Annotated in this window: 22 protein-coding genes, 1 rRNA gene and 2 pseudogenes; 12 read left to right on the top strand and 13 right to left on the bottom strand. The window is 53.5% G+C overall.

Going from position 1 to position 21405, the window contains the following annotated elements; all coding sequences use genetic code 11:
- Positions 1 to 5: 5 nt before the first annotated feature.
- A complete protein-coding gene (locus tag E3E29_RS04440) occupies positions 6 to 1535 on the bottom strand; it encodes a hypothetical protein (protein WP_167909631.1) in 1530 nt (509 codons plus the stop codon).
- Between the two features lie 80 nt (positions 1536 to 1615).
- On the opposite strand from E3E29_RS04440, the gene rrf reads away from it, so the two are divergent.
- Together rrf and E3E29_RS04450 are read left to right on the top strand one after the other, a co-directional pair.
- Positions 1616 to 1737: ribosomal RNA gene (gene rrf, locus E3E29_RS04445) — 5S ribosomal RNA — on the top strand.
- 92 nt (positions 1738 to 1829) lie between these two features.
- Complete coding sequence (locus E3E29_RS04450) at positions 1830 to 2852, top strand: hypothetical protein (RefSeq protein WP_167909632.1); 1023 nt, start codon at positions 1830 to 1832, stop codon at positions 2850 to 2852.
- On the opposite strand, the gene E3E29_RS04455 is transcribed toward E3E29_RS04450, so the two are convergent.
- The gene (locus E3E29_RS04455) at positions 2853 to 3425 is read right to left on the bottom strand and encodes a cyclase family protein (protein WP_167909633.1); all 573 of its coding nucleotides are present in this window, start codon (positions 3423 to 3425) and stop codon (positions 2853 to 2855) included.
- A gap of 264 nt (positions 3426 to 3689) precedes the next feature.
- Between E3E29_RS04455 and E3E29_RS04460 the strand changes: the two genes are divergently transcribed.
- Positions 3690 to 4955, top strand: a complete 1266-nt coding sequence (locus E3E29_RS04460) for an adenosylhomocysteinase (protein ID WP_167909634.1) — start codon at positions 3690 to 3692, stop codon at positions 4953 to 4955.
- Here E3E29_RS04460 and E3E29_RS04465 read toward each other — a convergent pair.
- The 5 genes and pseudogenes from E3E29_RS04465 to E3E29_RS04485 all read right to left on the bottom strand — a co-directional run bounded on the left by E3E29_RS04465 (position 4906) and on the right by E3E29_RS04485 (position 10623).
- Positions 4906 to 5796 (bottom strand): hypothetical protein, encoded by an 891-nt coding sequence (locus E3E29_RS04465; RefSeq protein WP_167909635.1) that lies wholly within the window; start codon positions 5794 to 5796, stop codon positions 4906 to 4908. The two genes, E3E29_RS04460 and E3E29_RS04465, sit on opposite strands and share 50 nt — an antisense overlap.
- Positions 5793 to 7022, bottom strand: coding sequence for a DUF58 domain-containing protein (locus E3E29_RS04470; RefSeq protein WP_167909636.1), 1230 nt, complete (start codon positions 7020 to 7022; stop codon positions 5793 to 5795). Before E3E29_RS04470 ends, E3E29_RS04465 begins: the two co-directional genes overlap by 4 nt.
- A gap of 6 nt (positions 7023 to 7028) precedes the next feature.
- Positions 7029 to 7829, bottom strand: a complete 801-nt coding sequence (locus E3E29_RS04475; RefSeq protein ID WP_167909637.1) for a hypothetical protein — start codon at positions 7827 to 7829, stop codon at positions 7029 to 7031.
- Positions 7826 to 9655, bottom strand: coding sequence for a carboxypeptidase-like regulatory domain-containing protein (locus tag E3E29_RS04480; protein ID WP_167909638.1), 1830 nt, complete (start codon positions 9653 to 9655; stop codon positions 7826 to 7828). The genes E3E29_RS04475 and E3E29_RS04480 overlap by 4 nt, the downstream gene beginning before the upstream one ends.
- A pseudogene (locus E3E29_RS04485) lies at positions 9655 to 10623 on the bottom strand (AAA family ATPase). Before E3E29_RS04485 ends, E3E29_RS04480 begins: the two are co-directional and overlap by 1 nt.
- Before the next feature lie 91 nt (positions 10624 to 10714).
- Between E3E29_RS04485 and tsaA the strand changes: the two are divergent.
- From tsaA to E3E29_RS04515, 6 genes and pseudogenes are all read left to right on the top strand, one after another.
- Positions 10715 to 11370: pseudogene (gene tsaA / locus E3E29_RS04490) on the top strand (tRNA (N6-threonylcarbamoyladenosine(37)-N6)-methyltransferase TrmO).
- Positions 11364 to 12017 (top strand): HAD family phosphatase, encoded by a 654-nt coding sequence (locus E3E29_RS04495; RefSeq protein ID WP_167909639.1) that lies wholly within the window; start codon positions 11364 to 11366, stop codon positions 12015 to 12017. The pseudogene tsaA and the gene E3E29_RS04495 overlap by 7 nt, the downstream one beginning before the upstream one ends.
- A gap of 90 nt (positions 12018 to 12107) precedes the next feature.
- Entirely contained in the window at positions 12108 to 13097 is a 990-nt protein-coding gene (locus tag E3E29_RS04500) for a hypothetical protein (RefSeq protein WP_167909909.1), read from the top strand.
- Positions 13097 to 13990, top strand: coding sequence for a hypothetical protein (locus tag E3E29_RS04505; RefSeq protein ID WP_167909640.1), 894 nt, complete (start codon positions 13097 to 13099; stop codon positions 13988 to 13990). The genes E3E29_RS04500 and E3E29_RS04505 overlap by 1 nt, the downstream gene beginning before the upstream one ends.
- Before the next feature lie 9 nt (positions 13991 to 13999).
- Positions 14000 to 14494 (top strand): hypothetical protein, encoded by a 495-nt coding sequence (locus E3E29_RS04510; RefSeq protein ID WP_167909641.1) that lies wholly within the window; start codon positions 14000 to 14002, stop codon positions 14492 to 14494.
- Between the two features lies 1 nt (position 14495).
- Positions 14496 to 15521 (top strand): SPFH domain-containing protein, encoded by a 1026-nt coding sequence (locus E3E29_RS04515; protein ID WP_167909642.1) that lies wholly within the window; start codon positions 14496 to 14498, stop codon positions 15519 to 15521.
- Between the two features lie 114 nt (positions 15522 to 15635).
- Here E3E29_RS04515 and E3E29_RS04520 read toward each other — a convergent pair whose 3' ends face one another.
- Both E3E29_RS04520 and E3E29_RS04525 read right to left on the bottom strand, forming a co-directional pair.
- Positions 15636 to 15857, bottom strand: a complete 222-nt coding sequence (locus E3E29_RS04520; RefSeq protein WP_240922779.1) for a hypothetical protein — start codon at positions 15855 to 15857, stop codon at positions 15636 to 15638.
- On the bottom strand, positions 15857 to 16567 hold the full coding sequence (locus tag E3E29_RS04525; protein ID WP_167909643.1) for a PrsW family intramembrane metalloprotease: 711 nt from the start codon (positions 16565 to 16567) through the stop codon (positions 15857 to 15859). Before E3E29_RS04525 ends, E3E29_RS04520 begins: the two co-directional genes overlap by 1 nt.
- 140 nt (positions 16568 to 16707) lie before the next feature.
- Here E3E29_RS04525 and E3E29_RS04530 point away from each other — a divergent pair, with 140 nt between their 5' ends.
- Complete coding sequence (locus E3E29_RS04530) at positions 16708 to 17274, top strand: hypothetical protein (protein WP_167909644.1); 567 nt, start codon at positions 16708 to 16710, stop codon at positions 17272 to 17274.
- 96 nt (positions 17275 to 17370) lie between these two features.
- On the top strand, positions 17371 to 17955 hold the full coding sequence (locus E3E29_RS04535) for a 50S ribosomal protein L15e (RefSeq protein WP_167909645.1): 585 nt from the start codon (positions 17371 to 17373) through the stop codon (positions 17953 to 17955).
- A 29-nt stretch (positions 17956 to 17984) separates the two neighbouring features.
- Here E3E29_RS04535 and E3E29_RS04540 read toward each other — a convergent pair whose 3' ends face one another.
- The 3 genes from E3E29_RS04540 to E3E29_RS04550 are packed head-to-tail and all read right to left on the bottom strand — an operon-like array spanning position 17985 to position 20204.
- Positions 17985 to 18689, bottom strand: coding sequence for an energy-coupling factor transporter transmembrane protein EcfT (locus E3E29_RS04540; RefSeq protein WP_167909646.1), 705 nt, complete (start codon positions 18687 to 18689; stop codon positions 17985 to 17987).
- Positions 18661 to 19467 (bottom strand): ABC transporter ATP-binding protein, encoded by an 807-nt coding sequence (locus E3E29_RS04545; protein ID WP_167909647.1) that lies wholly within the window; start codon positions 19465 to 19467, stop codon positions 18661 to 18663. The genes E3E29_RS04540 and E3E29_RS04545 overlap by 29 nt, the downstream gene beginning before the upstream one ends.
- A complete protein-coding gene (locus E3E29_RS04550) occupies positions 19464 to 20204 on the bottom strand; it encodes a biotin--[acetyl-CoA-carboxylase] ligase (RefSeq protein WP_167909648.1) in 741 nt (246 codons plus the stop codon). Before E3E29_RS04550 ends, E3E29_RS04545 begins: the two co-directional genes overlap by 4 nt.
- A gap of 50 nt (positions 20205 to 20254) precedes the next feature.
- On the opposite strand from E3E29_RS04550, the gene E3E29_RS04555 reads away from it, so the two are divergent.
- Positions 20255 to 20788, top strand: a complete 534-nt coding sequence (locus tag E3E29_RS04555; RefSeq protein WP_342764662.1) for a biotin transporter BioY — start codon at positions 20255 to 20257, stop codon at positions 20786 to 20788.
- Here E3E29_RS04555 and E3E29_RS04560 read toward each other — a convergent pair.
- Entirely contained in the window at positions 20772 to 21362 is a 591-nt protein-coding gene (locus tag E3E29_RS04560) for a molybdenum cofactor guanylyltransferase (protein ID WP_167909649.1), read from the bottom strand. The genes E3E29_RS04555 and E3E29_RS04560 overlap by 17 nt on opposite strands.
- Positions 21363 to 21405: the final 43 nt, after the last annotated feature.

The following is a 21405-nucleotide window of genomic DNA, read 5'->3' on the forward strand; positions in this document are numbered from 1 at the left end:
TAATCTCACCTGACCAATCTGAGCTTCCCTGCTAGAGGCTCGTAGATGTAGCCTTCCCTTATGAGGGACTCGATTATCTTTTCTGTGCTTCCCCCTCCAAAGCCCGCCCTGACGAGGGCATCCCTGAACTCGTCCCTGCCCACATCTCCCGTCAAGCTTGTGGATGCAATGTCCCTGAAGACCTCAAGGGCCCTCGCGGCCCTCCTGTCGGAGGGGATGTACTCATGATACTCCTTTATTAATTTATCCAGCTCGCTCTGGGGCATCGAGCTAACTATAGTCATCCAGTCGTTCACTATCTCGTCGTTGATATTCTCAACGTTCCTGATGAGGGACTTTCGTATGGCCCCCTCAAGCCGCCCCATGGAGCCCAGAAGGCGGAAGCTGAGCTCGTAGCGCGTACCAACGTCGAGGACGCCGCCGGGAACAGTCAGAACGTCAAACCTCCACCCGTATTCGTTCCTTTTGTCGATAATCCAGTCCTCGAACTTCCTCCTGAAACGCTGGCCGAGAGAATCCGAGGCGGAAACAACGCCAACTCTCTCCCTCTCCATGAAAATCGTTGCAAGGAGGTTGGGGAAGAGCCTCATGAACTCGCTGTTTTTCTCAAGGTAGGGTCTCTCATCTTCGGAGGGTATGAAAACGAAGGGAATTTCAGCTTTTCCAGCCAGTTCATCTCTTGGGCGTGCCTTCCTGGGGAGTGGGAGGAGGGCGGTTATGGACTTGGACAGGAGGAACTTTCTGGCGTAGTTAGAGACCTTACCGGGGGAACGGGGAGTGTAATAGGAAACACCCGAACCATTGGGGTTGAAGAGGGTGAAATCGATGTCCAGGAACGGGTCAACGTAGGAGGTTCTCCGTTCTTTACGGAATTGGAGCTCCCACGGAAGGAGGGAGTGGATAAAGCGGAGTATATGCCACAGGGATAAAATACCGGCTTCCCTGCCTTCGTACCCAAGAACTGAGAACTCTGAGCCCTCGCCCCATGAACGGGGAGATTCAAGGAGCCTTGGACTGCCGTAGAGGGCGTAGGTGAGGCCGAGCTGAAAGTTCCTCCCGGCGTAAATCGTGCTCTCTATGAGCTCCTCCACCTCACGCCTGCTCAGGGCCATCCACGAGTAGTCCTTCCAGTAGTCGGAGTAATCGACGGCCGACATCCCGAGAACCCGGATCATCCTGAGTGTGCCCCAGGGAAAAGAGTCAAGAACCCCCTTAACCTCAACGTAGGAGCCAGATGAGAGCCTTCCGTTGATAACCGTTCCCTCGTCAATCCGGAGGACAACGTACGGTCTGGGCACATTCTCCTTCAGCTCGCGGAGTTCTCCAGGGGAGAGCGGGGAAAAAAGATAGTACGCCGCATCCTTTGGGGCCCATGGGGGCTTCCTTAGGATGACGAACCCCCGCAGAGAAACCTCGTCCCCGTTTTTGGCTCTCTGAAGGGATTCCTGGAACTCCTTAACCCTGAGTTCTGGGGTTAGGGAGGGTTTTCGCTCCCACCGAACCAGCTCCATCAGCTCCACGTAGGGGTCGTTCATGTTCCTCCCTCTGAAACGGAGGATAAAAAGCTTAACCTGACCGAAAGATTTATAAACCCTCAACGGCAGGTATGTATCGGTACGGCGGTCAGGGCGGCGGGGCCACACCCGGTCTCGTTTCGACCCCGGAAGTTAAGCCCGCCAGCGATCCCGGCAGTACTGCCCTCCGAGAGGGGGCGGGAAACCGGGAACGCCGCCGGCCACTAGTTTCTACCTCGTTCTCATGAGTTACTTCGAAAGCTTGTAGGGACCTACACAAAACCTATATAAATTTTGACGAACATTTCTTCATCGATGGCTATGTTCGACAAGGGGAAGCAGGGACTCAACTGGGACTACCTCCGGGAGAGGCACGTCGAGATAATTTCGGAGCTTAAAACACTCCATGAGTGGGATAAAGTGAAGTCTATCGTCCCGGAGGCGGAGAACCTCAACGACTATTCCATTCTCGCCCTCCAGGCCCTCGCTTCCCTAACCAGGGAGTTTCACACTGAGAAGACAAATATCAACGAGAGGATAAATGCACTGAGTGAAAAACTCGACGACACCCGTACCGAGATGAGGGAGCGGGACGAAGCCCTGGAAAAGAGGGTAAAGACCTTAGAAGGCTCGGTTGAGGATACCCAGAGGAAGCTCCTCTTCGTTGAGGGCATTGGAAACCTTATACCCAGGATCAACGAACTTGAGGAGAAGCTGGAGACGGGACAGGCAGAGATGATAACCCGCATGGAAAAGCGGTACTCAAAACTAATCGAGGAGAGGGTAAACGAACTCATCGAGAGAAAGCTCAAAGAGGTTGAAGACGAGCTTAAAGCCTCCGTCCTAGGCGTAAGCGTCGACCTCGCCAAGTCTCTTAAGGATATACAGGAGAAGCACGAAAAACTCGTGGTGGAGAACTACACCCTAAGGAACGAAGTAAAGTCCCTGCGCAGTAGCCTCCTCTCCAAGGAGAAGGAGCTGGAGAAACTTAGGGCGGAGCTGACCGGATGCAGGGAGATGAACCGCAGGATAGAGGAGCTCCAGAAGCGCGTCCAGGAGTACGAGAAGCGCGCAGGTGCACCGTCCCCAGTGGAGAAGGATCTCATGAAGCTCATGGGGACCAGGAGCGCCGAGGAGGCACTCGAAGTCATCAAAAGGATGAAGAGCGAGTACGTGCCCAAGTCCAAGGTCTCACAGCTTCTCTCGGAGATGAAGCGCCTGAACGAGAGGGTTCAGGAGCTTGAAGAGGAGAATAAGTCCCTTCGCGAGAAGAACGAGAAACTGTCAAAGGCTCTGAAGATGCTAATAGGGCGCAGCGAGGAGAGCGAAGAGGAGTGATCACTCTTTTACAATGGCAACCGCCCTAACCGGGCTTCCAGAACCCCCCTCTATTTTGAGCGGGAACGCTATGAATGTGAACTCCCTACCCAGCAGTTCCTCCAGGTTTGCAAGGTTCTCGAAGATAGGGATCTCCTCGCTCAAAAGGATTCTGTGAACCGCATCGTCACCTATGCTCATCCCGTCCGTTCCAACGGCCTTAGCTCCTTCCGCCACAAGGAAAAGCGCCGCCTCCGGAGACAGCTCCCTCCCCTCCGTGAGGAGGAGAACGATTCTGTGCATAAACCCTCCTTCCGGAAGTTCCCCAAGGGAAATCAGGCCCTCGCCGCCTCGGAGGTCCAGGACGATTCCCTCCCCAATGAAGCTCTCAAGGGGCATCTCGTCGATGGTTTTCCCGCCGGGAATGAAGTGCGCCGGTGCGTCCACGTGAGTTCCAGTGTGCTCACCCATTTTGAGAACGTTCATGTAGTAGCCGTCCCTGCCTATAAAGGCCCAGGGTTTGATGCTGACCGGGGGGTCGTCCGGATAAATGGGGGTCTCCTCGGAGAGGGGAACCGAAAGGTCCACTAGCATGGGCTCACCGCTCTAATGGTGTCATTCATCCATATAAAGGTTGTCCTCATCGCGGAGCAAACCGGTGAGGTACTTTCTGTTTGGAAAGCGCTGGATGACCCTTTCTATCGTAAGGTCAATGTCCCCAGTTTCAACCCGAACAAAAAGAACCCTTCTTCACGCAGAGATAGTCGACCTTTGCCACAGAGAATGTTAGGCCCTCCTAACGCAAAAGCCTTTCGGAGACCTTTTAAGAGAAAAGCCCGATGGGTAAACGGTGATGGTATGAACTGCACAGAGGATTACTGCGTTAAGGACATATCGTTAGCACCGAGCGGGGAGAAGAAGATAGACTGGGTGTCCCGCTTCATGCCCGTTCTCCAGAGCATCAGGGCCGATTTTGAGAAGAGGAAGCCTTTCAAGGGAGTTAGGATAGCCACTACCCTCCACCTTGAGATGAAGACCGCCTTCCTCCTTCTGACACTCAAAGCGGCCGGAGCGGAGGTTTCGGCGGCAGCCAGCAACCCCCTCTCTACCCAGGACGACGTTGTTGCCGCGTTGGCAAAGGCGGGTGTCAAGGTCTACGCGATAAGGGGAGAGGAGAGGGAGCAGTACTACGAGTTCATGCACAAAGCCCTCGACATCAAACCCAACATCATCATAGACGACGGTGCCGACATGGTGAGCACAGTTTTAAAGGAGAGGGGGGAGCTCATCCCAGATCTCTGGGGCGCGAGCGAAGAGACCACAACCGGCGTCATAAGGCTCCGCGCCATGGAGAAGGACGGCGTTCTGAAGTTTCCCATCATAGCGGTGAACGATTCATACACAAAATACCTCTTCGACAACCGCTACGGAACCGGCCAGTCCACGTGGGACGGCATAATAAGGACCACAAACCTCCTGGTGGCTGGTAAAAACGTCGTAGTCGTCGGTTACGGCTGGTGCGGGAGGGGTATAGCCATGCGCGCGAGGGGGCTCGGAGCAACTGTTATCGTCGTCGAGGTCGACCCGATAAGGGCTCTGGAGGCAAGGATGGACGGGTTCATCGTCACGAACATGATGGAGGCTGCCAAAATAGGTGACATCTTTGTGACCTCAACCGGCGACATCAACTGCATAAGGAGAGAGCACTTCGAGGTCATGAAGGACGGGGTTATACTGGCCAACGCCGGCCACTTCGACGTGGAGATTTCTAAGCCCGACCTTGAGGCCCTCTCGGTTGAGATAAGCGAGCCGAGGCCGAACATCACCGAGTACAAGATGGCAGACGGCAGAAGACTCTATCTCCTCGCCGAGGGCAGACTTGTGAACCTGGCAGCGGCAGACGGTCACCCTGCGGAGATAATGGACATGAGCTTCGCTCTCCAGGCGAAGGCGGCTGAATACATCATGGAGAACCATGGAAAGCTTGAGTCGAAGGTCTACGTCCTCCCGAGGGAGATAGACGAGATGGTTACGAGGATAAAGCTGGCCTCGATGGGAATTGAGATTGGGGAGCTCACCGAGGGGCAGAGGCGTTATCTCTCCAGCTGGGAGCATGGGACTTAGATTGGAGGAAAAGGACGTAGCGAGTGCTCCCATCAACAGTTTCCCTCTTTTTTACAAGGAACTTCTTCTCCCACGGAGAGCTTAGAACCACATAGCCAGGGATGTTATTCACAGGAACCTTGATGAGGACCGTTCTCTCAACGGGGTTTCCCCCATCAAGTTTGAGTTCAAAGCCATTCTCCCAGACTGTTCCCTTTGAGACGGTGAAAGTGTCCCCAACTTTCATATGAGCCCTCAGCACAAGTACAGTCCTTTCGTAATGGTCTTCATATTCATCAATCAGAGAGAGGGCCAGACCGATTAGAAGAGAGAACACAAGAACCCCATAGATAGGAAACAATCCAAGCGGGCTCTCTCCAGCATCCGTTAGATACAGAAACGCCGCCAGAACCAGCGCACCGGGCAACATCCCCACCCCTATGAACTCCAGCTCAGTCCATGGAATGGATTCCAGCTCTCCTTGTGGATATCCCACGTTAAGAGAGCGGTTTCTGATTTTAAGATGATGAGCATAGGGAACAAGGGGTATGACAACGCTTAACGGGATGGCTGTGAGGGTTGCAAGCTTCACCTCGCTCAGAGGAATACCGCCAAGGTATGGTAGAACATAAAATACAGCCAGCGCCACCGCCGTAACAGGGAGTGAGAGCTTTCTAACCCAGTGAAGGTAGATGGAGAGAGCAAAAAACACCAGGAATGCCAGAAGCGCCGGGGGAACGTAGAGTCCAGCCTCGTTCAGTATGGAGCGGGATAGGTCGCCGAAATAACGGGCCATTGAAAGGGCCGGTGAGAGGGATGCAGTGCTTATTATAAGCAGGGAGAGCGCTTCATGAGTCTTCATTCAATCGCCTCCAGGAGTTTTAAAGCATCTTTCAAAGTTGAGTCGGATAGTCTCAAAGCTGGAAAACCCAACTTGTTTCTGAGGGATTTCTTGCGGAGAGAGATTAAAGTTCCAGCTTCGAAGCGTTCGTAAAGGTCTACATCGACCAGCAGGGGGCGCCTTCCGGTGATTTTTACAAGATGCTTAAGGCCAGATTCAACGGAGTTGTAATTGTGGTCCGTTAAATTCGTTAGGACAACCGGGAAAGTAGAGCCCGATAGAACCCTTCTCGTCCTCTCAGCGGCCAGGGATAAGGATTCATCATGGGGGCTTATTCCAAGGTTCTGAAGGATGCGGGTAAACATTGACAACGCGGAAGAGCCCGAAATGGGGGACACGAGCTCCCTCCTGCCAAGTACGTAAAGACCCACCCGATAATTCTGCCTGAGAAGGTACGAAACAACCGGAATCAAAAGGCCGATGGCGGTTTCAAGGGCGTTTTCTTGAAATCCTCCAAGCCGCATAGACTCTGAGGCATCAATGTAGAACATAATTGTTAGCTGTCCCTCCCTCTCGTACTCGTTGACAAAGGGCTTGCTCAGCCTGGCCGTGGCCTTCCAATTGACGGCTCTCAGCGGATCTCCTGGGTGGTACTCCCTGAGCTCCTTAAAGTCCGTGGAAGAAATATCAGCTTTGGCCCTCCTAACGGGGGGGAGACCGGGAATACCAGCCTTCTTTCTCGTGACTACCCTGCGCGGTGATACAATCCTTGGGGAAACTGTGACTGGGATATCATTGCCAAGGACAACATAATGAGGCTCCTCCAGCTCAAAGAAGTGCCGCCCCTCCACCTCAATCGGAGAGATGACGTGTTCTCCCCGCTTCAGGGCACGGACTTTGTAGGAGTAATTCACCAGAAGCCCCCGTCCGGGCCTCTTGAAGAAAACATGCCTGTTATTACCTTCCAACAGCTCAAAAGAGGGTGGAAGAACATCCCCTATCAGGATAAGACCGGCTCCCCTCCCAACAAAGAGTTTTACGTTTACCGTGCTTATATCACCGACCCGCATGGAGGTTTTTTCAACGCTCCTCTCCACTGAAAAGTCTGAGGGTGCCTCAAAGATGAGAGAAAAAGCCAAAACGGACGCTGGTAGTAGGGATAAATAAGCTATGCCAATTATCCCCGTCAAAATGGCAAGGGCAACGGGAAGAAAAGTGAAGATTAAAAACCAGCGCATCCAGTTCATTTGAAATCACCACCTTGATACTGTCTCAAGAAGCTCCCTGACGAGCTTAGAACGGCGTTCTTTTTCACGCTCCCTGTAGAGCTCCATCAACCAGGGTGGTGTCAAGAAACCTCCCTCATCCTCAGGCTGATACTCGATTATGGATCTAAGTGCTGTTTCAACCATGCCGTCTGAGATTTCCTCCGGAGCGTTCCTAGCCACAAAGACCGCAAGCGGGGATTTAACGCCCTTGTCCACGAACATAGAGACAGCACGCTCTGCATCACGCAGGAAAAAATCTCTTTCACCAATGTTCTTTAGGGGATATTCAATTGCCGTTATTTCCCCGGAGTGAAAGCGCATAGAGGCGTATTTACCAACGGAAGATGAGACCCACAAAAGCGCGAGAAGAACGAGAGCGTCCGCTACATAAGTAAAATCTCGTGAAGAGAAAGGATAAAAGGCGAGAAGTCCAACGATCCCTCCCACGAGGGCCACACCCAGCATATTCCTCGGTAAGAAGTTATTTCCCCCCGCATAAAGGGGATACGAAACGAGATACGCAGAACCCACGAAGAGGAGCAGAGTGCCCAAAGCGGCATCCCCCCACCTGTTCTCAGGCCAGAGAAGGAAGAGCAGGGAAGACGGCAAAAACGCAAGCGCCTTTACGAGGTAACCACGAGGTTCGCCATAAAAGCCCGCAATTCCTCCCAGGGCTAAAAAGAGCGAAGCAATGAAGGCAACGTTGCCGAGGTTATCCCTGAATACAAGGGCCGCGAATCCCCACACCATAAACGCACGTAAGTACCTCTCCAGAGCCTCCCTCATTCAAACACCCCCAGTGACTCCATTGATGCAACGATTTTATGGAAATCGGCTTCACCTACCGGCCTTAGGGAGTAGCGGGATACTGTGAACACGTCGGCCACAGCAGATACGGAACTGGAAAGCCCACCACTAAGAAGGGAGTTGGCTATCTCATAAGGGGTCTTGTTATGGATTGAAACCCTGGAGCCGGCAAAGGGAAGAAAATGCAGCTCGTAAAGCTTCACAACGGCTTCTTTCGCAGGCAGGACCCAGAAATCCACAGAGTTTCCACATGCCTCTATTGTGTGCCTCCCAAGTCCCAACCCTGAGAGGTTGGGGGAGTTTAGCGGTTTTCCGTCCAGGTAAGTCTCGCAATCCTCAGGGATATCCAGGTGAATCTCCTCCGATGGAATGAAAACGCATCTTGAAAGGAAAAAACCGTTGCTGGGCTTATCATTCCCCGTAGGAGATTTTGGAGACAAATCTTGATTGAGAACAGGTTGTTTTCTCAACAACATGAATACAAGGCCCAGGATAATGACCGAAGAAGAAATCAGAGCGAGCTTTTCGCCTCTCACTTCAAGGCCAAACGAGAGAAGGTTGTTAAAGCCATCTCCAACTCGAATCTTCTTGTCTGAAGGAAGGTAGAATTTGTCGCCGGGGTAGGAGATGTCAGCGGATCTAAGCGTTTGGTTTATCTTTAGAGTGAACCTTCCATCTGAGAGATTCAGCGGAATAGTTAATGTTCCATTTTCAGTGTCCAATCTGAGCGTCACACTACCATTGATGGGGAGTTCCCTGTAGTGGACAAACCCTCGGATTACAGTCCCAGTGGGGGAGGATGTGAGGTTAGCATCGATCTCGGGAAGCCTCTTTATGATGAGTTCTGGGTCACTATTGCCTGGATAAATGTCCTTCCCTGTGTAGTGAGCTACCACCTCATAGGACCCAGCGGGCACACCTGATGGAATTTGACATTTTACATTGAACTTTCCGTTTTCAACTTTTCCAGTTCCAACAATGACTCCCTTCTCTCTCTTTGTTCGATTTACGGTAACCGTTACCGTCCCATTGCGTATGGGGGTTCCGTTGGAGTATTCCACAGTTCCGGAGACCTTCATCTCAAGCTCTCCGTTTCCCTTCAGGAGAGAGGGCATTGAGGTTATTCTAACAACCGCCCGAGGAAGGACGTGCACCCACATCAAAAGGACGTTGACTCTATTGTCCCATCTCAATGAAAAAAACAGCGGGTAATAACCTGGGGGAGCGTTCTCGGAGACATGGAACGCCAGGGTTACATTGAATGGAAGCTTGGATACATTGATGATGTGGAAATACTTAGAGCTCCTAAGGGTCACGTTCCCACTGTAGAGGGGGGTCAATGACAGTGAAAAGTTCCCTCCCACGGGGACAGTTATTAGGGGCCTGTCGACTTTGAGGTATCCTTCTCCGTTGACCCCACTTGGGATGCCCTCCCCCCTGATGGGGATGTAGTAAGTACCCCGATACCTCACATACATCTTCCAGGAGAGATCATTGGGGAGTGGAACCCCTTTCGCCGGGGCATCTGTGCAAACAAGCATTGGATTATTCGGAAGTATTGCCACCGGACAGGAGATACTGAAGTTGACCTCCTTGAAAACAAATCTTGAGCTGATGGGAATATCTCCTTTCGTCAAAGGGGGACTCTCACTATGCCTGAGGCGACTGGGTGCTTTGTGCGCTTCGCTTTTGGGAGGGGACTTTAGATGGACGAGCCCTCCGCTAGGTATCATCGCGTAGCTCAGGGACAGCACCATAAGGGCAGAAAGCAGAAACACAAGGAGAGATACCCTTCTCCGATCCATCAGCCCTCACTCCCTTTAGGAACCTTCGTTATCTCAAGGGCCCTTTTGGCAATCATCTCCCCGGTTACACCCTCAAACGAGTGTTCAGCTTTCACCACAATCCTGTGCGAGAGGGCATCGAGTGCAAATCTCTTTACGTCATCCGGGATAACAAAGTCCCTTCCCTCCATGGCGGCGTTTGCTTTGGCGACCTTCATAAGGGCAAGTGCTCCCCTGGGGCTCGGTCCGGCCTCAACCCTCTTGTCAGCTCTGGCGTTCCTGACCAGCTCAGATATATACAGGAGGATTGAATCATCAACATAAATGGTTCCCTCCACAGTGGCCTGCATTTTCAGGAACGTCTCCCTATCGACGACAGGTTTAATGTCCCCAGTCGGATCGTCTTTTCCCCAACCAATGCGTGCCTTTAAGATTAAAACTTCATCCTCAACGGACTTGGGATAGCCGACGCTCATTCTGAGGGCAAAGCGGTCGAGCTGAGCCTCTGGGAGGGGATAAGTACCCTCGTACTCTATCGGGTTCTGCGTGGCCATTACAAAGAAGGGCCTCTCAAGGACGAGGGTCTCACCCTCAATAGTCACCTGTCTCTCTTCCATGGCCTCAAGAAGGGCCGCCTGAGTCTTCGGCGGAGCGCGGTTTATCTCGTCCGCCAAGAGGACGTTCGTGAAGATCGGCCCCTTAACGAGCTCGAACTTTCCGAGGTTCTGGCGCTAGACCTTCGTCCCAGTTATATCCGCCGGAAGAAGATCCGGAGTAAACTGAACACGACCATAGCTAAGACCTAAAACCCTCGAAAAGGCTTTGGCCAAGAGCGTCTTCCCAAGGCCAGGGTGATCCTCAAAGAGAACGTTGCCATTAACAAGGGCCGCGGCGAGTGTCTTTTTGACCACATCACGGTTCCCGATATAAACTTTGGAGATGGCATCAGCCACACGATTGGATAGAGTTGCTATGTCTTCAACATCCATCCCCATCACCAGTTACGATTTGAAATTGTCCGAGTGTAGTCCCAGAAGAAGTTTTAAAGTTTTGCGGTACACATTTATCGGGGGATTGAACATGGAGTTTGAAGCCCTTAAACTGGTTCCAGTCGGCTACGTGAGAAAGGACGAAGAACTCCACGAAACGTTCATTGAAATCTTCCCGGAGTTCAGGGAGGCCATGGACGGCCTACATGAGGGGGATTGGGTAAAGCTCGTCCTCTGGTTCCACGAGAGTGACACCCCAGCTAGGAGAAAGGTTCTCAAGGTCCACCCCTACGGCAACCCAGAGAACCCGTTAACCGGGGTCTTCGCGACGCGTTCCCCCTACAGACCAAACCCGATAGCCCTCTACACCGTTCGGATACATGGGATAAAAGGCAACAGGCTCTACATAGACTGGATTGATGCCATTGATGGAACCCCAGTGATAGACATCAAGATATTCGTTGAGCGCTACGACTGTCCCAAGGAAGTTCCAATAGAGGAGAAAGAGGCCCACATAAGGAGGGGCAGGATGATAGGCGAAGTCAACGTCATACCAAGGAAAGGTGAGCACTTGGACGAGCTTAAGGAGATCTCCCCCGAGGAGTACGACGCCCTCATCCTTGAAATTGGCCCAAAGACCACGACGCTGACTGCCAAAGAGCTGAAAGATTTAATAAGGGCCCTGAAGAGGTCTATGAGAGCCTCCCTGTTGAGATCAGGGACAAGCTCGGTGAGCTGGAATGTTGAGGGGAGTTATCTTCGACGTTGATGAGACCCTCGTTTATTACGAGGGCTACGACCCGAAGAGGTGGTTCGAGGAGTGGGTAAGACCGGAGCTTGAGAGACACGGCATAAGCCTGGACTACGGGCTCTACTCCAAAACCGCCCGCCTGGAGCTTCCAAGGACTTACGTGAGAAAAGTCGGAATAAACCCGGTGGAGCTGTGGAAAATCATTGACGCGGTGAACAATAGGTACAGAAAGAAGATGCTCGCCGAAGGGAAGATAAAGGCCTTTCCAGACGTTTCAGCGCTCGGAGAGCTCAAAAAGCTGAACCTGAAGCTCGCGGCAGTGAGCAACGCTTCCCTTGAGAACACCCTTCTCGTTCTGAGGGCTTTTGAGCTCGATAAGTACTTCGATATTATCCTCGGGAAGGACTACTCGAATCTGGACGGCGTGAAGCCCAGCCCCTATTTAATCCAGAAGGCCCTTGAAAGGCTCAATCTTCGACCGGATGAGGCTCTCGTTGTGGGAGACAGCTCAAACGATATCATAGCTGCCCACGGGGCGGGGGTAAAGGCCGTAAACGTGCTCAGGTTTGGAAAGGCGGATGGAGCGGACTACTACGTGAAGACCCTGCGGGAGCTTGTGGAACTTGTCAAGAGCCTTATCTGATATTTTAATGTCCACCTTAACGTCTCAGTTTTTCTCTCAAATAACCCTTAAAAACTTCAAAGTTCTTTACTAACCATAGGAGTGGTTAACATGGAGGAGTCTACATTTAGGTGTGAGCGCTGTGGGGCACCGCTTGAGGTTTCTCCCGAGACGATAATAGCGGTCTGTCCCTACTGCGGCTTTCCGAACCACATAAGCGGCAACATAAAGACGGAGAACATCCATATAATCCCCTCCCTAGACAAGAACGCGATAGCTCAATCATTCTGGAAGAGGGTCGAGAAGGACTTCGATCTGAGGAGGATAAAGGACGATATCGAGATAGTCGATATCGAGGGACACTACGCTCCCTACTGGGCGGGAAAAGTGCACGTCGAGGGGACGGTGAAGTACATGAAGCGCGAGGAGGAGTGCCACACCGATTCAAAGGGCAACACCCACTGCCACACCGTTGAGAGGCACTACACGGAGGGGGTGAACGAGAACCTATCGCTCCTCGGCTCGGCGAGAAGGCAGATCAAGAGCCTCGGCGTTGAGGATACGATAAAGCACTTCTCGAAGAGCAGGCCGGAGGAGACCAAACTCCTCAACCTCGATGAGGAGAGATGGGGCAAAATCAAGCTCGAAATCCTCAACACGGAGATGGACGAACTGCACGCGAAGCTCATGATGAGGGAAGACGCTGTGGACGTGATAAGGAACCGCTTTCTGGCGAAATCCGACAGGATAGAGCGCTTTGACATACACGCCTCGGAACCGGAGGATGTCAGGCTCCTCCTCCTTCCGATGTGGGTGGTCTACTACAAGTACGGGAACTCAATATTCCAGACGGTCTTCGCGGGCTGGGACGGCAAGGCAGTCGCTTCGACAGAACCAATGAACCTCTTCAGGAGGGCGGAGTACCTGGCCGGGACAGGAGTTGGGGCATTGATAGCTGCCTTCGGCGGGGCTTTTATTTCAGTGTCGCCCATCTTTGGGATACTTGCGATGGTGGGCGGAGCTGCCCTCGGCTGGGTCGCAGGAGGTAAGGCCCTCAAAGGGCAGAGGGTCGAGAGGGAAGGCTCCCTGGGGGTGATCTGATGGAGGTAACATGCCCTGTCTGCTCAGCTACTTTCAAGGTTCCCAACACTGTCACGGTCGCGACCTGCCCCTACTGCGGCGCTACTTTCAAGGTCGGGAGTGGCGAGAAAGTTGGGGAGCACTTCTTCTTCCCGCCGATGAGGGAAGACCCCGCTGGGAAGCTCCTCAAGTTCCTCTCAAGGCAGTACGGTGCCCCAGCCGACATAGTGGACGTGAGAGTAACGAAGAAAGAGCTCCACTGGGTTCCGGTTTACTTCTTCTACCTCCACGGGAAGGACAAGTACAAGGAGACCGTTGAAGAAGTCCGCTTCCTCGGAATTCCAGCCGGTTCGCCCTTTAAGACCCTCCTGATGAACTACCCGTTCCCAGTCAGGGGCAAGAGGTTCTTTGACGAGGCCATAGTGAAGAAGGGGAAGTACTACGAGCCGGAGATGCCGAGGGAGGGGGCGGAGGAGATAGCGCGCTCCCACATAACTACGGCTTTACAGCAGGAGGCAAGGGAGGAAAGTGCCAGAACAGGTGAATTTGAGCTCGAAGTTGTCTTTCAGGGTCTTGTACACTACCCCGTCTGGGAGGTCCACTACGAATACAACGGGGGGAACTTCATCAACTTCGTCGATGGAACCGATGGAAGGGTGATAAGGGCTGAGTATCCTCTAATGAGCGAGGCGAGGAAGAGGGCGACGCTCCTCGGCATCGGGCTGATAGGTGTAGGAGCTGTGCTTGGACTGATAGCCTCCGCCTACGCCGGAACAGTTTGGGGACTCATCGGCGGCCTCGTCGGTGGAGGGGCCGGAGCCGCAGGGGTCTTCTCAAAAGGTTCGGTCGGCAAGAGGGTTGTTAGTGAGGTTATGGGGATAAAGAAGGGCAACACTTACTTCATGCCCGTTTGAGGTGATATTATGGGGAAGGAAACTTCGATATGGGAAAAGCTTGAGCTCGTCGTTCCCGGCTTCCACGGCTACAAAAAGAAGGAGCTGATGAGGGAGGACGACAGGCTCGTGAGGGCGAAGGCCGCTGAGATACTCGCAGGGGCGAGGAGGGAGCTTGAAAGGGCACTCCAGAGGTGCGCAATGGTAAACTGCAACATGCTCATGGGGATAGAGGACATGAGGAAGAGGCTCGTTATGCTCGAGGGGAAGATCAAGCACGCTGAAGCTGGCTACGCTGGCTACTTTGACCGGGTGAAGATAAAGGAGAAGGAGCTTGAGAAGCTCATCGAGTACGACGCGAAGATGATAGAGCTGGCCGAGGGGATCAGGGAGAAGGCAGGGGCAATCTCCGGAGCCGTCGCCGATCCTTCGAGGCTCGGAGGGGAGGTCTTCGCCCTCGACGAGGTGCTGAGGAACCTTGAGGAAGTCCTCGAAGGAAGGAGCGCAATACTGAGAGGTGAGTGATATGGTGCAGGTTATTGAGTGGGTCAATCCAGGGGAGGACGAGATAATCTGGAGGTACCCGAACGAGGTCATAAAGTGGGGCGCCCAGCTCATAGTTCACGAGTACGAGGTAGCGGTCTTCATGCGCGACGGCAAAGTCTACGACGTCTTTGGGCCGGGCAGGCACACGCTGACAACCCAGAACCTCCCACTTCTCTACAAGCTCGTTGGCGGGAGCAACAGTCCGTTTAAAGCGACGGTGATCTTCGTCAGCATGAAGGAGTTCCAGGGAAGGTACGGAGGCGAGACACAGACGAGGGAGCTCGCTCCCATAAAATACTATGGCGTCTACTGGTTCAAAGCGGCTGACCCCGTTCAGTTCATGACCGAGGTCGTAGGCGGCCAGAGCCTCTACGACACGAGCGACGTCACCAAGTTCATCCGCGCCTACTTCAATGAGGGAATGATGAAGCACCTCAGCTCCTACTCTATCGTCGACCTCTTCCAGAACCTCGACATGGTAAGCACGCAGGTCAAGGTCAAGCTCATGGAGGACTTCAGGAGGCTGGGCCTCGAGCTCGTCGATGTAAAGATAGAGGGAGTGAACACGACTGACGAGTGGCGCCAGAGGCTCTTCTGGATAATGCAGACGGGCAATGCTCAAACCGTCATGCAGATGGATACTGCCAAACAGGTGGCGGCTGAGCTCGGAAAGAGCGGAAGCGCCTCTGTCGGTACTGGAATGGTTCTCATCCCACAGTTGATGCAGCCTCCTGCCCAGCCCGCTCAGCCATACGCGGGTGGTGGTGTTCCTCCGGCAGGTTACGGTGGGTCACCAGCGGCGCAGGGGACCCAGCCTGCTCAGACACAGCAGCAAGCCCAACCCCAAGCCCAGCAACAGGAGATATGCCCCTACTGCGGCAAGCCCATTCCACCGGGAGCGAAGTTCTGCCCCTACTGCGGTCACGAGATAAAGCGCTGTCCGAACGGCCACATAGTTCCTGAAGGGGCGAAGTTCTGCCCGGTCTGCGGGGCAAAGATAGAGTAACGTCCCAGCTTCTCCTCATTTTCCAATTCTCGCGATTGCTTTCATGTTCCTTTTCAGGGGCTTCTAAGAAAAAGTAATTTGGGGACAAGAAAACAGACAATGAAAACGGAGAAGTCAGAAAGAGGCCTCAAGACGTTGGAGGAGTATCTTGATGTCGGTCTTGAAGGGCTCACCCTCCGTCGCCGCCTTCTCCTCAAGCTTCTCCATGAGAGATTCAACGTCGGGGCATTCTCCGAGGAGAGACTCGACGAGTTTCCGGAGTTCATCGTAGTACTCCACGTAGGGCCTAACATCGAAAAGAGCGTCCTCAATGAGTCTCTTTATGTCCTCCATCATCACCACCTCCACGTGTTCTTAAGGGCATAGTACCACCTCTTGCTCTCGTCCTCGGCCTTCCCAAGAATGAGGAGGTAGCGGAGTATGGCCACGTTGACGAAGAGCAGGAGGATGAGGATGATGTTGTATGCCGGAATTGTACTGCTGAGGAAGGCGAAGTAATCCCAGAGGAAGTGGAGGAACATGGCTGTGACAAGGAAGCTGCCAGCGGAGTCCGCCTTGCCCTCGGAGGTTAGACCGTAACCAACGCCGACTATGGCGCTCCACGTGCCGTGGGCGAACGGGGTCAGAAAAGCCCTCATTATGGTAACGTTCACACCGTAGCCCAGCCCGTAGAGGAAGTTCTCGGTGGCGGCAAAGCCGAGGCCGGCTGCGACGCCGTAGACGACGCCATCCATTATGCCATCCATCTGCCCGGCGTGGTAGGGGAAGAGAATCGCGAGGGCCTTTGAGGGTTCCTCCACCACTCCAGCAACGAGGGCCATGTAGAAAATTGTTCCCGGGAGGAAGTAGTGAACCGAGCCCCAGCGCGGGGTCAGAAGCCACTCAAGGATGAAAGCGACGCCCACGGATAGTGTGGCCCCGAGAAGGAACGTCGCTATGACGTAGCGCTTGGGCTCGGGCTCAAGGCGATCCTCATGATAGAAGTACCAGAGCAGGATGAGCGCGGGCGTGTAAGCGAAGAAGATAAGCGATGTTAGCACGTCCATGGTACCACCTAGGAATGTTATTCGGCGTTCTTTTTAATCCTTTGGGGGCTTTGGCCTCCCCACCTTAAGGGCGATGATCTCAAGGAAAAGAACGTAAAGTATATTTAATCCAAACGCGGATTATTTTAACTGGTGGTGAGATGGAGAGAAAAGTAGCTACCATTGCGCTCGCGTTTTTCATCGCCGTGGCCTTCGTGGGGGTGTTTATGGGGAACATCCTTGAGAGGGCTAGTCCCGCCCCTCCCCGGCTTGAGAACATCACGTTCGTCAGCGGCCTCTCAAAGGAGCCGGAGGTAAACGGGACGTACTATGTGGAGGGCCCCATACTGAGTGACTGTGCAGTTGCTTTCACGTATCAGACCAACGAACTCGGCCAGGTGGATGTCTACGAACTGGACTCAAAGGCGTACCAGTACCTCACCAGAAAAAACGTCCCACCAAACTGCAGTGGGGGCATGGAAACCGGAACCCTGAAGCTCCAATTCAACCAGAAAATGGAGATGCTCTCCGTGTCGATATGGATTGGAACAACCTCGGAGGACAAGGGGGACGTCTACTTCAAGCTCCTGGGGACATGGCAGTTCACAAACAACGCCTCCATGGTATTCATCCAGCCCTCCCCCGAGAAGGACTACAAGCTGATTTCCCTCACAGAGCTAGAAAAAATGGCAAACCACACAGGAATCTTTCGGATTCACAGACCATAACCCTTAAAAACTGACCCCCGAACCCGATGCGAGTGGCGGGGCAGACCCGCGGGATGTTCCCGGAAGGGAGAACCACAAACGAGGAAGGTGAGCAGGATGAGCATGTACAAGTACATTAGAGAAGCCTGGAAAAGCCCAAAGAAGAGCTACGTTGGCGAACTTATAAAGAGGAGACTGGTCCAGTGGAGAAGGGACCCGGTTGTAGTGCGCGCTGAGAGGCCGACGAGGCTCGATCGCGCCCGCTCACTCGGCTACCAGGCCAAGCAGGGCTACGTCATAGCCCGCGTCCGCGTTAGGAAGGGCGGAAGAAAGAGGCCCAGGTGGAAAGGCGGAAGAAAGCCGAGCAAGATGGGTCAGGTCAAGTACTCCCCGAAGAAGAGCCTCCAGTGGATAGCCGAGGAGAAGGCGGCCAGGAAGTACCCGAACCTCGAGGTTCTCAACTCCTACTGGGTCGGCGAGGACGGTATGTACAAGTGGTTTGAGGTCATTCTCGTTGACCCGCACCACCCGGCCATAAAGAACGACCCGAAGATAGCCTGGATAGCCGGAAAGGCCCACAAGGGTAGGGTCTTCCGTGGACTGACCAGCGCTGGAAAGAGGAGCAGGGGACTGCTCAACAAGGGTAAGGGTGCCGAGAAGGTCAGGCCCAGCATAAGGGCCAACAATGGGAAAACCAAGTGAATTCCCTTCCTTTTCAATTCTCCGCTTTTCTATCCAAGATTAACAGCCATCACAAGGAGGAGCAGCATCAGTATTATTACCAGAATATCGTTTCTCCCGAGCTTCATTTTAGATATTTGGGTAGGTCTCGTATCTAAGGAGAATCCCCTGCTCTGAAGGGCTATTGATAGCCTCTGCGAACGCACCAGCCCCCAAACGAACAAGGGCACTACCAGTGTCCGTGAGTTCCAGAGTCGGGTTACGAAGTTGCCTCTATCAAGGCTTGCCCCCCTCGATATCTGGGAGGTTTTAACCTCGCGAAGAACCCTACTGCCCTCCTGGACGTTCTTCAGCAACAGGAAAATTGAAACCACCAGCCAGTGGGGAAGATTCAGGCCCATGAGGGCGTCCCTGAGTTCACCGGTGTCGGTGGTCTCCATTAACATCCAGAAAGGCAGAAAAAGGAGAAAGAACCTCAAAAAATAAACCAGCGCATTCAAAAGACCTTCGTAGCTTAGACCCTCCGCGAAGAGCCCCACCGCTCCCGCCATCATTAGAAGAAAAATTATTGACCGAAGAGCCCTCCGATAGCCAGCCAAGCCAACATCGCCAAGTAGAGAAGCGAAAATAAGGACACCGGGCATGAGGAGCAGTCCCCTAACCCCTAGAAGAGGGGTGGCAGCGGATACAGCTAAGGCACAGACCAGCTTCGTGGCGGGATGGAGATTACTTGGGAACCCGTTCATCCTCCCCATCACCAATGAGATTTATCAGCTCCTCCACGGTTCTCACAGGACTAACTCCAAACCATCTGGAGAGCCTTACGATTTCAGGGGTCCGGAGACCGTACTTTTCAAGCTTCAAGTTTAGAAAATCCTCCACGTTTCCATCAAAGGCCACCCTCCCCACATCCATGAGAACAACCTTTTCCGCGAGCCTCATGACAAGCTCCATATCATGGGTTAAGATGACAACTCCCTTACCCTCCCTCGCAACCTCTTGGAGGGTTTTGACCACATCGAGTTTGCCCCACCAATCAAGGCCCGCCATGGGTTCGTCCATCACGATGTATTCGGGCTCCATGGCAAGGATTGAGGCTATCGCCAGCCTTTTCTGCTCCCCACCACTTAAGGAGAGTGGGTTCCTCTCCTCATAGCCTTCAAGCCCAACGGAGGCAAGGGCCCGTTTTCCCCTTCTCTGAACTTCCTCTTTAGGCAGTCCGAGGTTTGATGGCCCAAAGACAACCTCCCGGAACACGGTATCCTCAAAGAACATCCTCTCAGGGTTTTGAAAGACGTACCCGACGATTTGGCTCAGCTTAGACACGGGCGTATTCCTGGTATCAACTCCATCGACGAGGACCTTTCCGCTACTCGGTTTAAGAATTCCATTCATATGGAGAGCAAGGGTGGTTTTTCCACTCCCGTTGGGCCCCACAATCGCCATTACACCCTTTCCAATCTTGAGGGACACATCGCGGAGAGCAACAGTTCCGTTGGGATAACGGTAACAGACATCAATAAACTCAATCACCCTCTCACCGCCCAGGAAAGCTCTGATAGGAGTGTTCCAAAGAGTCCCTCAGTTACATCAAGAAGTCCAAGTTCCCGGCCGAGTTCGGCGGAGAGAGATATCCCACCCGGGGGAGCAGGATTGTTAACGTTGAGACCCACCCCAAGGATTGCAAAGTTAACGGCCTCAAGCTCCCCGTAGGCTTCGGTGAGGATTCCTCCAATCTTTTTATTATTCACAAAGACACCGCTCCCGGAGGCCTTTGCTTCGATTCCAAGTGTTCCAAGGAACCCAACTATAGCCCTCGTGGAAGACTCCTCAACCTTCCACAGTTCATCCATTGGTATCTCAGGTCGAAGTATCAGCGAGAAGTAGAGACCACCTGGAGGGGAGTGCCAGCTCCTTCCCCTCCGCCCCTTTCCGCTCCTCTGCTCGCCTGCTATCACGAAGAGACCAGAAGGGACCCCTTTCTCCGCCAGTTTTCTTGCCTCGTCCATTGTGGATTTAGTAACGCGGTAATAGAGCGCCTCAACCTCAAGTTCCCACGGATAAGGAATGCGGGGGTCGTGAACGAGCTTGTAGCCTGAGGGTGTAGAAGATATCCCGTATTCGAGCCTTTTGAGCTCCTCGATGTGCTTCCACACGGCGGTTCTCGATACTCCGAGCTCTTCCCCAAGGGTCTCCCCACTGACAATTTCCCTTTCACGGAGAAGACTGAGTATCCTCCTCTTTGCTGGACTGTCCTTCAGGGGCCTCATGAAACTCGTTAACCTAAAACATTTTAAAAGTTAACGTCATCCGATTTCAGGTGGGAGGTTTGGGATTGAATATAGACGTGGATGACATAAGCTACGCCTCGGTTTTTGGGGCGTTAACGGCGATAGGAGCATGGATAAGCGTCCCGATAGGACAGGTGCCGATTACACTACAGATCCTTTTCATAGTTCTCAGCGGATTCCTCCTCGGTGTTAAGAGGGGGTTCTTGAGCCAGGTCGTCTACCTCTCCGCGGGAGCCCTCGGTCTCCCGGTCTTCGCCAAATTCACCGGCGGAATATCCGCATTCTACGGGCCAACTGGAGGTTACCTCATAGCTTTTCCGATAGCTGCTGCCGTTGCTGGACTTTCAGTGGGTAAAAAACGACTCTCTGCCTACTTAATAACGGGCTTTCTCGCGATTGGTGCAGTGTATCTCCTGGGGTGGGGGAGGCTCGTTCTCCTCCTCAACAGCCCGGAAAAGGCGCTGGAGGTGGGGGTGATACCTTTCCTCCCTATTGACACCATCAAAGTTATCGTGGCGGCGTTAATAGCGATGAGGATGAGGAAGACTACAATCCCCTTCTAAGGTTCTCCTCAGCGAACCTCAGGTCGAGGGAGTTCCTAACCCGCAGGAAGCTGAGCGCAACCTTCGGGTTCCTGGCGGAGAGGGGCTCTATATCCACGGGCTCGTAGTCCATGTAATCACCGATGCAGGAAAGCCTCTTCTCCCCCTCTGCCATACACGTTTCCAGGGTATCGGAGAGTGCATCCACGTCATAGAAGGCATGGGTGACTTCGAGACTGCCGTCCGCCCAGCGCGGTATCAACGCATCGGGGCCGTTCTCCGGGTAGAGGGTGGAGAGGTAGTCCACCAAGAAGGGCATTATCAGTGGCATCCTGCCGTTGGCCAGAAAGATACCCCCCGCGGGGGGGAGGACACGTAAAAGGACCTCCACGTCGTTCTTTGACCTTACACCAACAGGAGAGCGGACGTGGAGGGAGTACTTCTTCACCTGCCCTACCGGAACCACCGTCAGGGCATCATCTATCCTCTTGGCTCGGAGGAGCCTCTCCTCGACGATCTTGACCATTGGAACGTCATTGACAGGAGTGAGGGGGTGTATGAACCTGCCGGGAAACGCGAGCACAACCGCCAGCATGAACTCCCCTCCGGGCGATGGTTTTTAAAAGGCTCGGTTGAAC

The sequence above is a fragment of the Thermococcus sp. Bubb.Bath genome (genome assembly GCF_012027595.1).
In the GTDB taxonomy this organism is placed as follows: Archaea; Methanobacteriota_B; Thermococci; order Thermococcales; family Thermococcaceae; genus Thermococcus.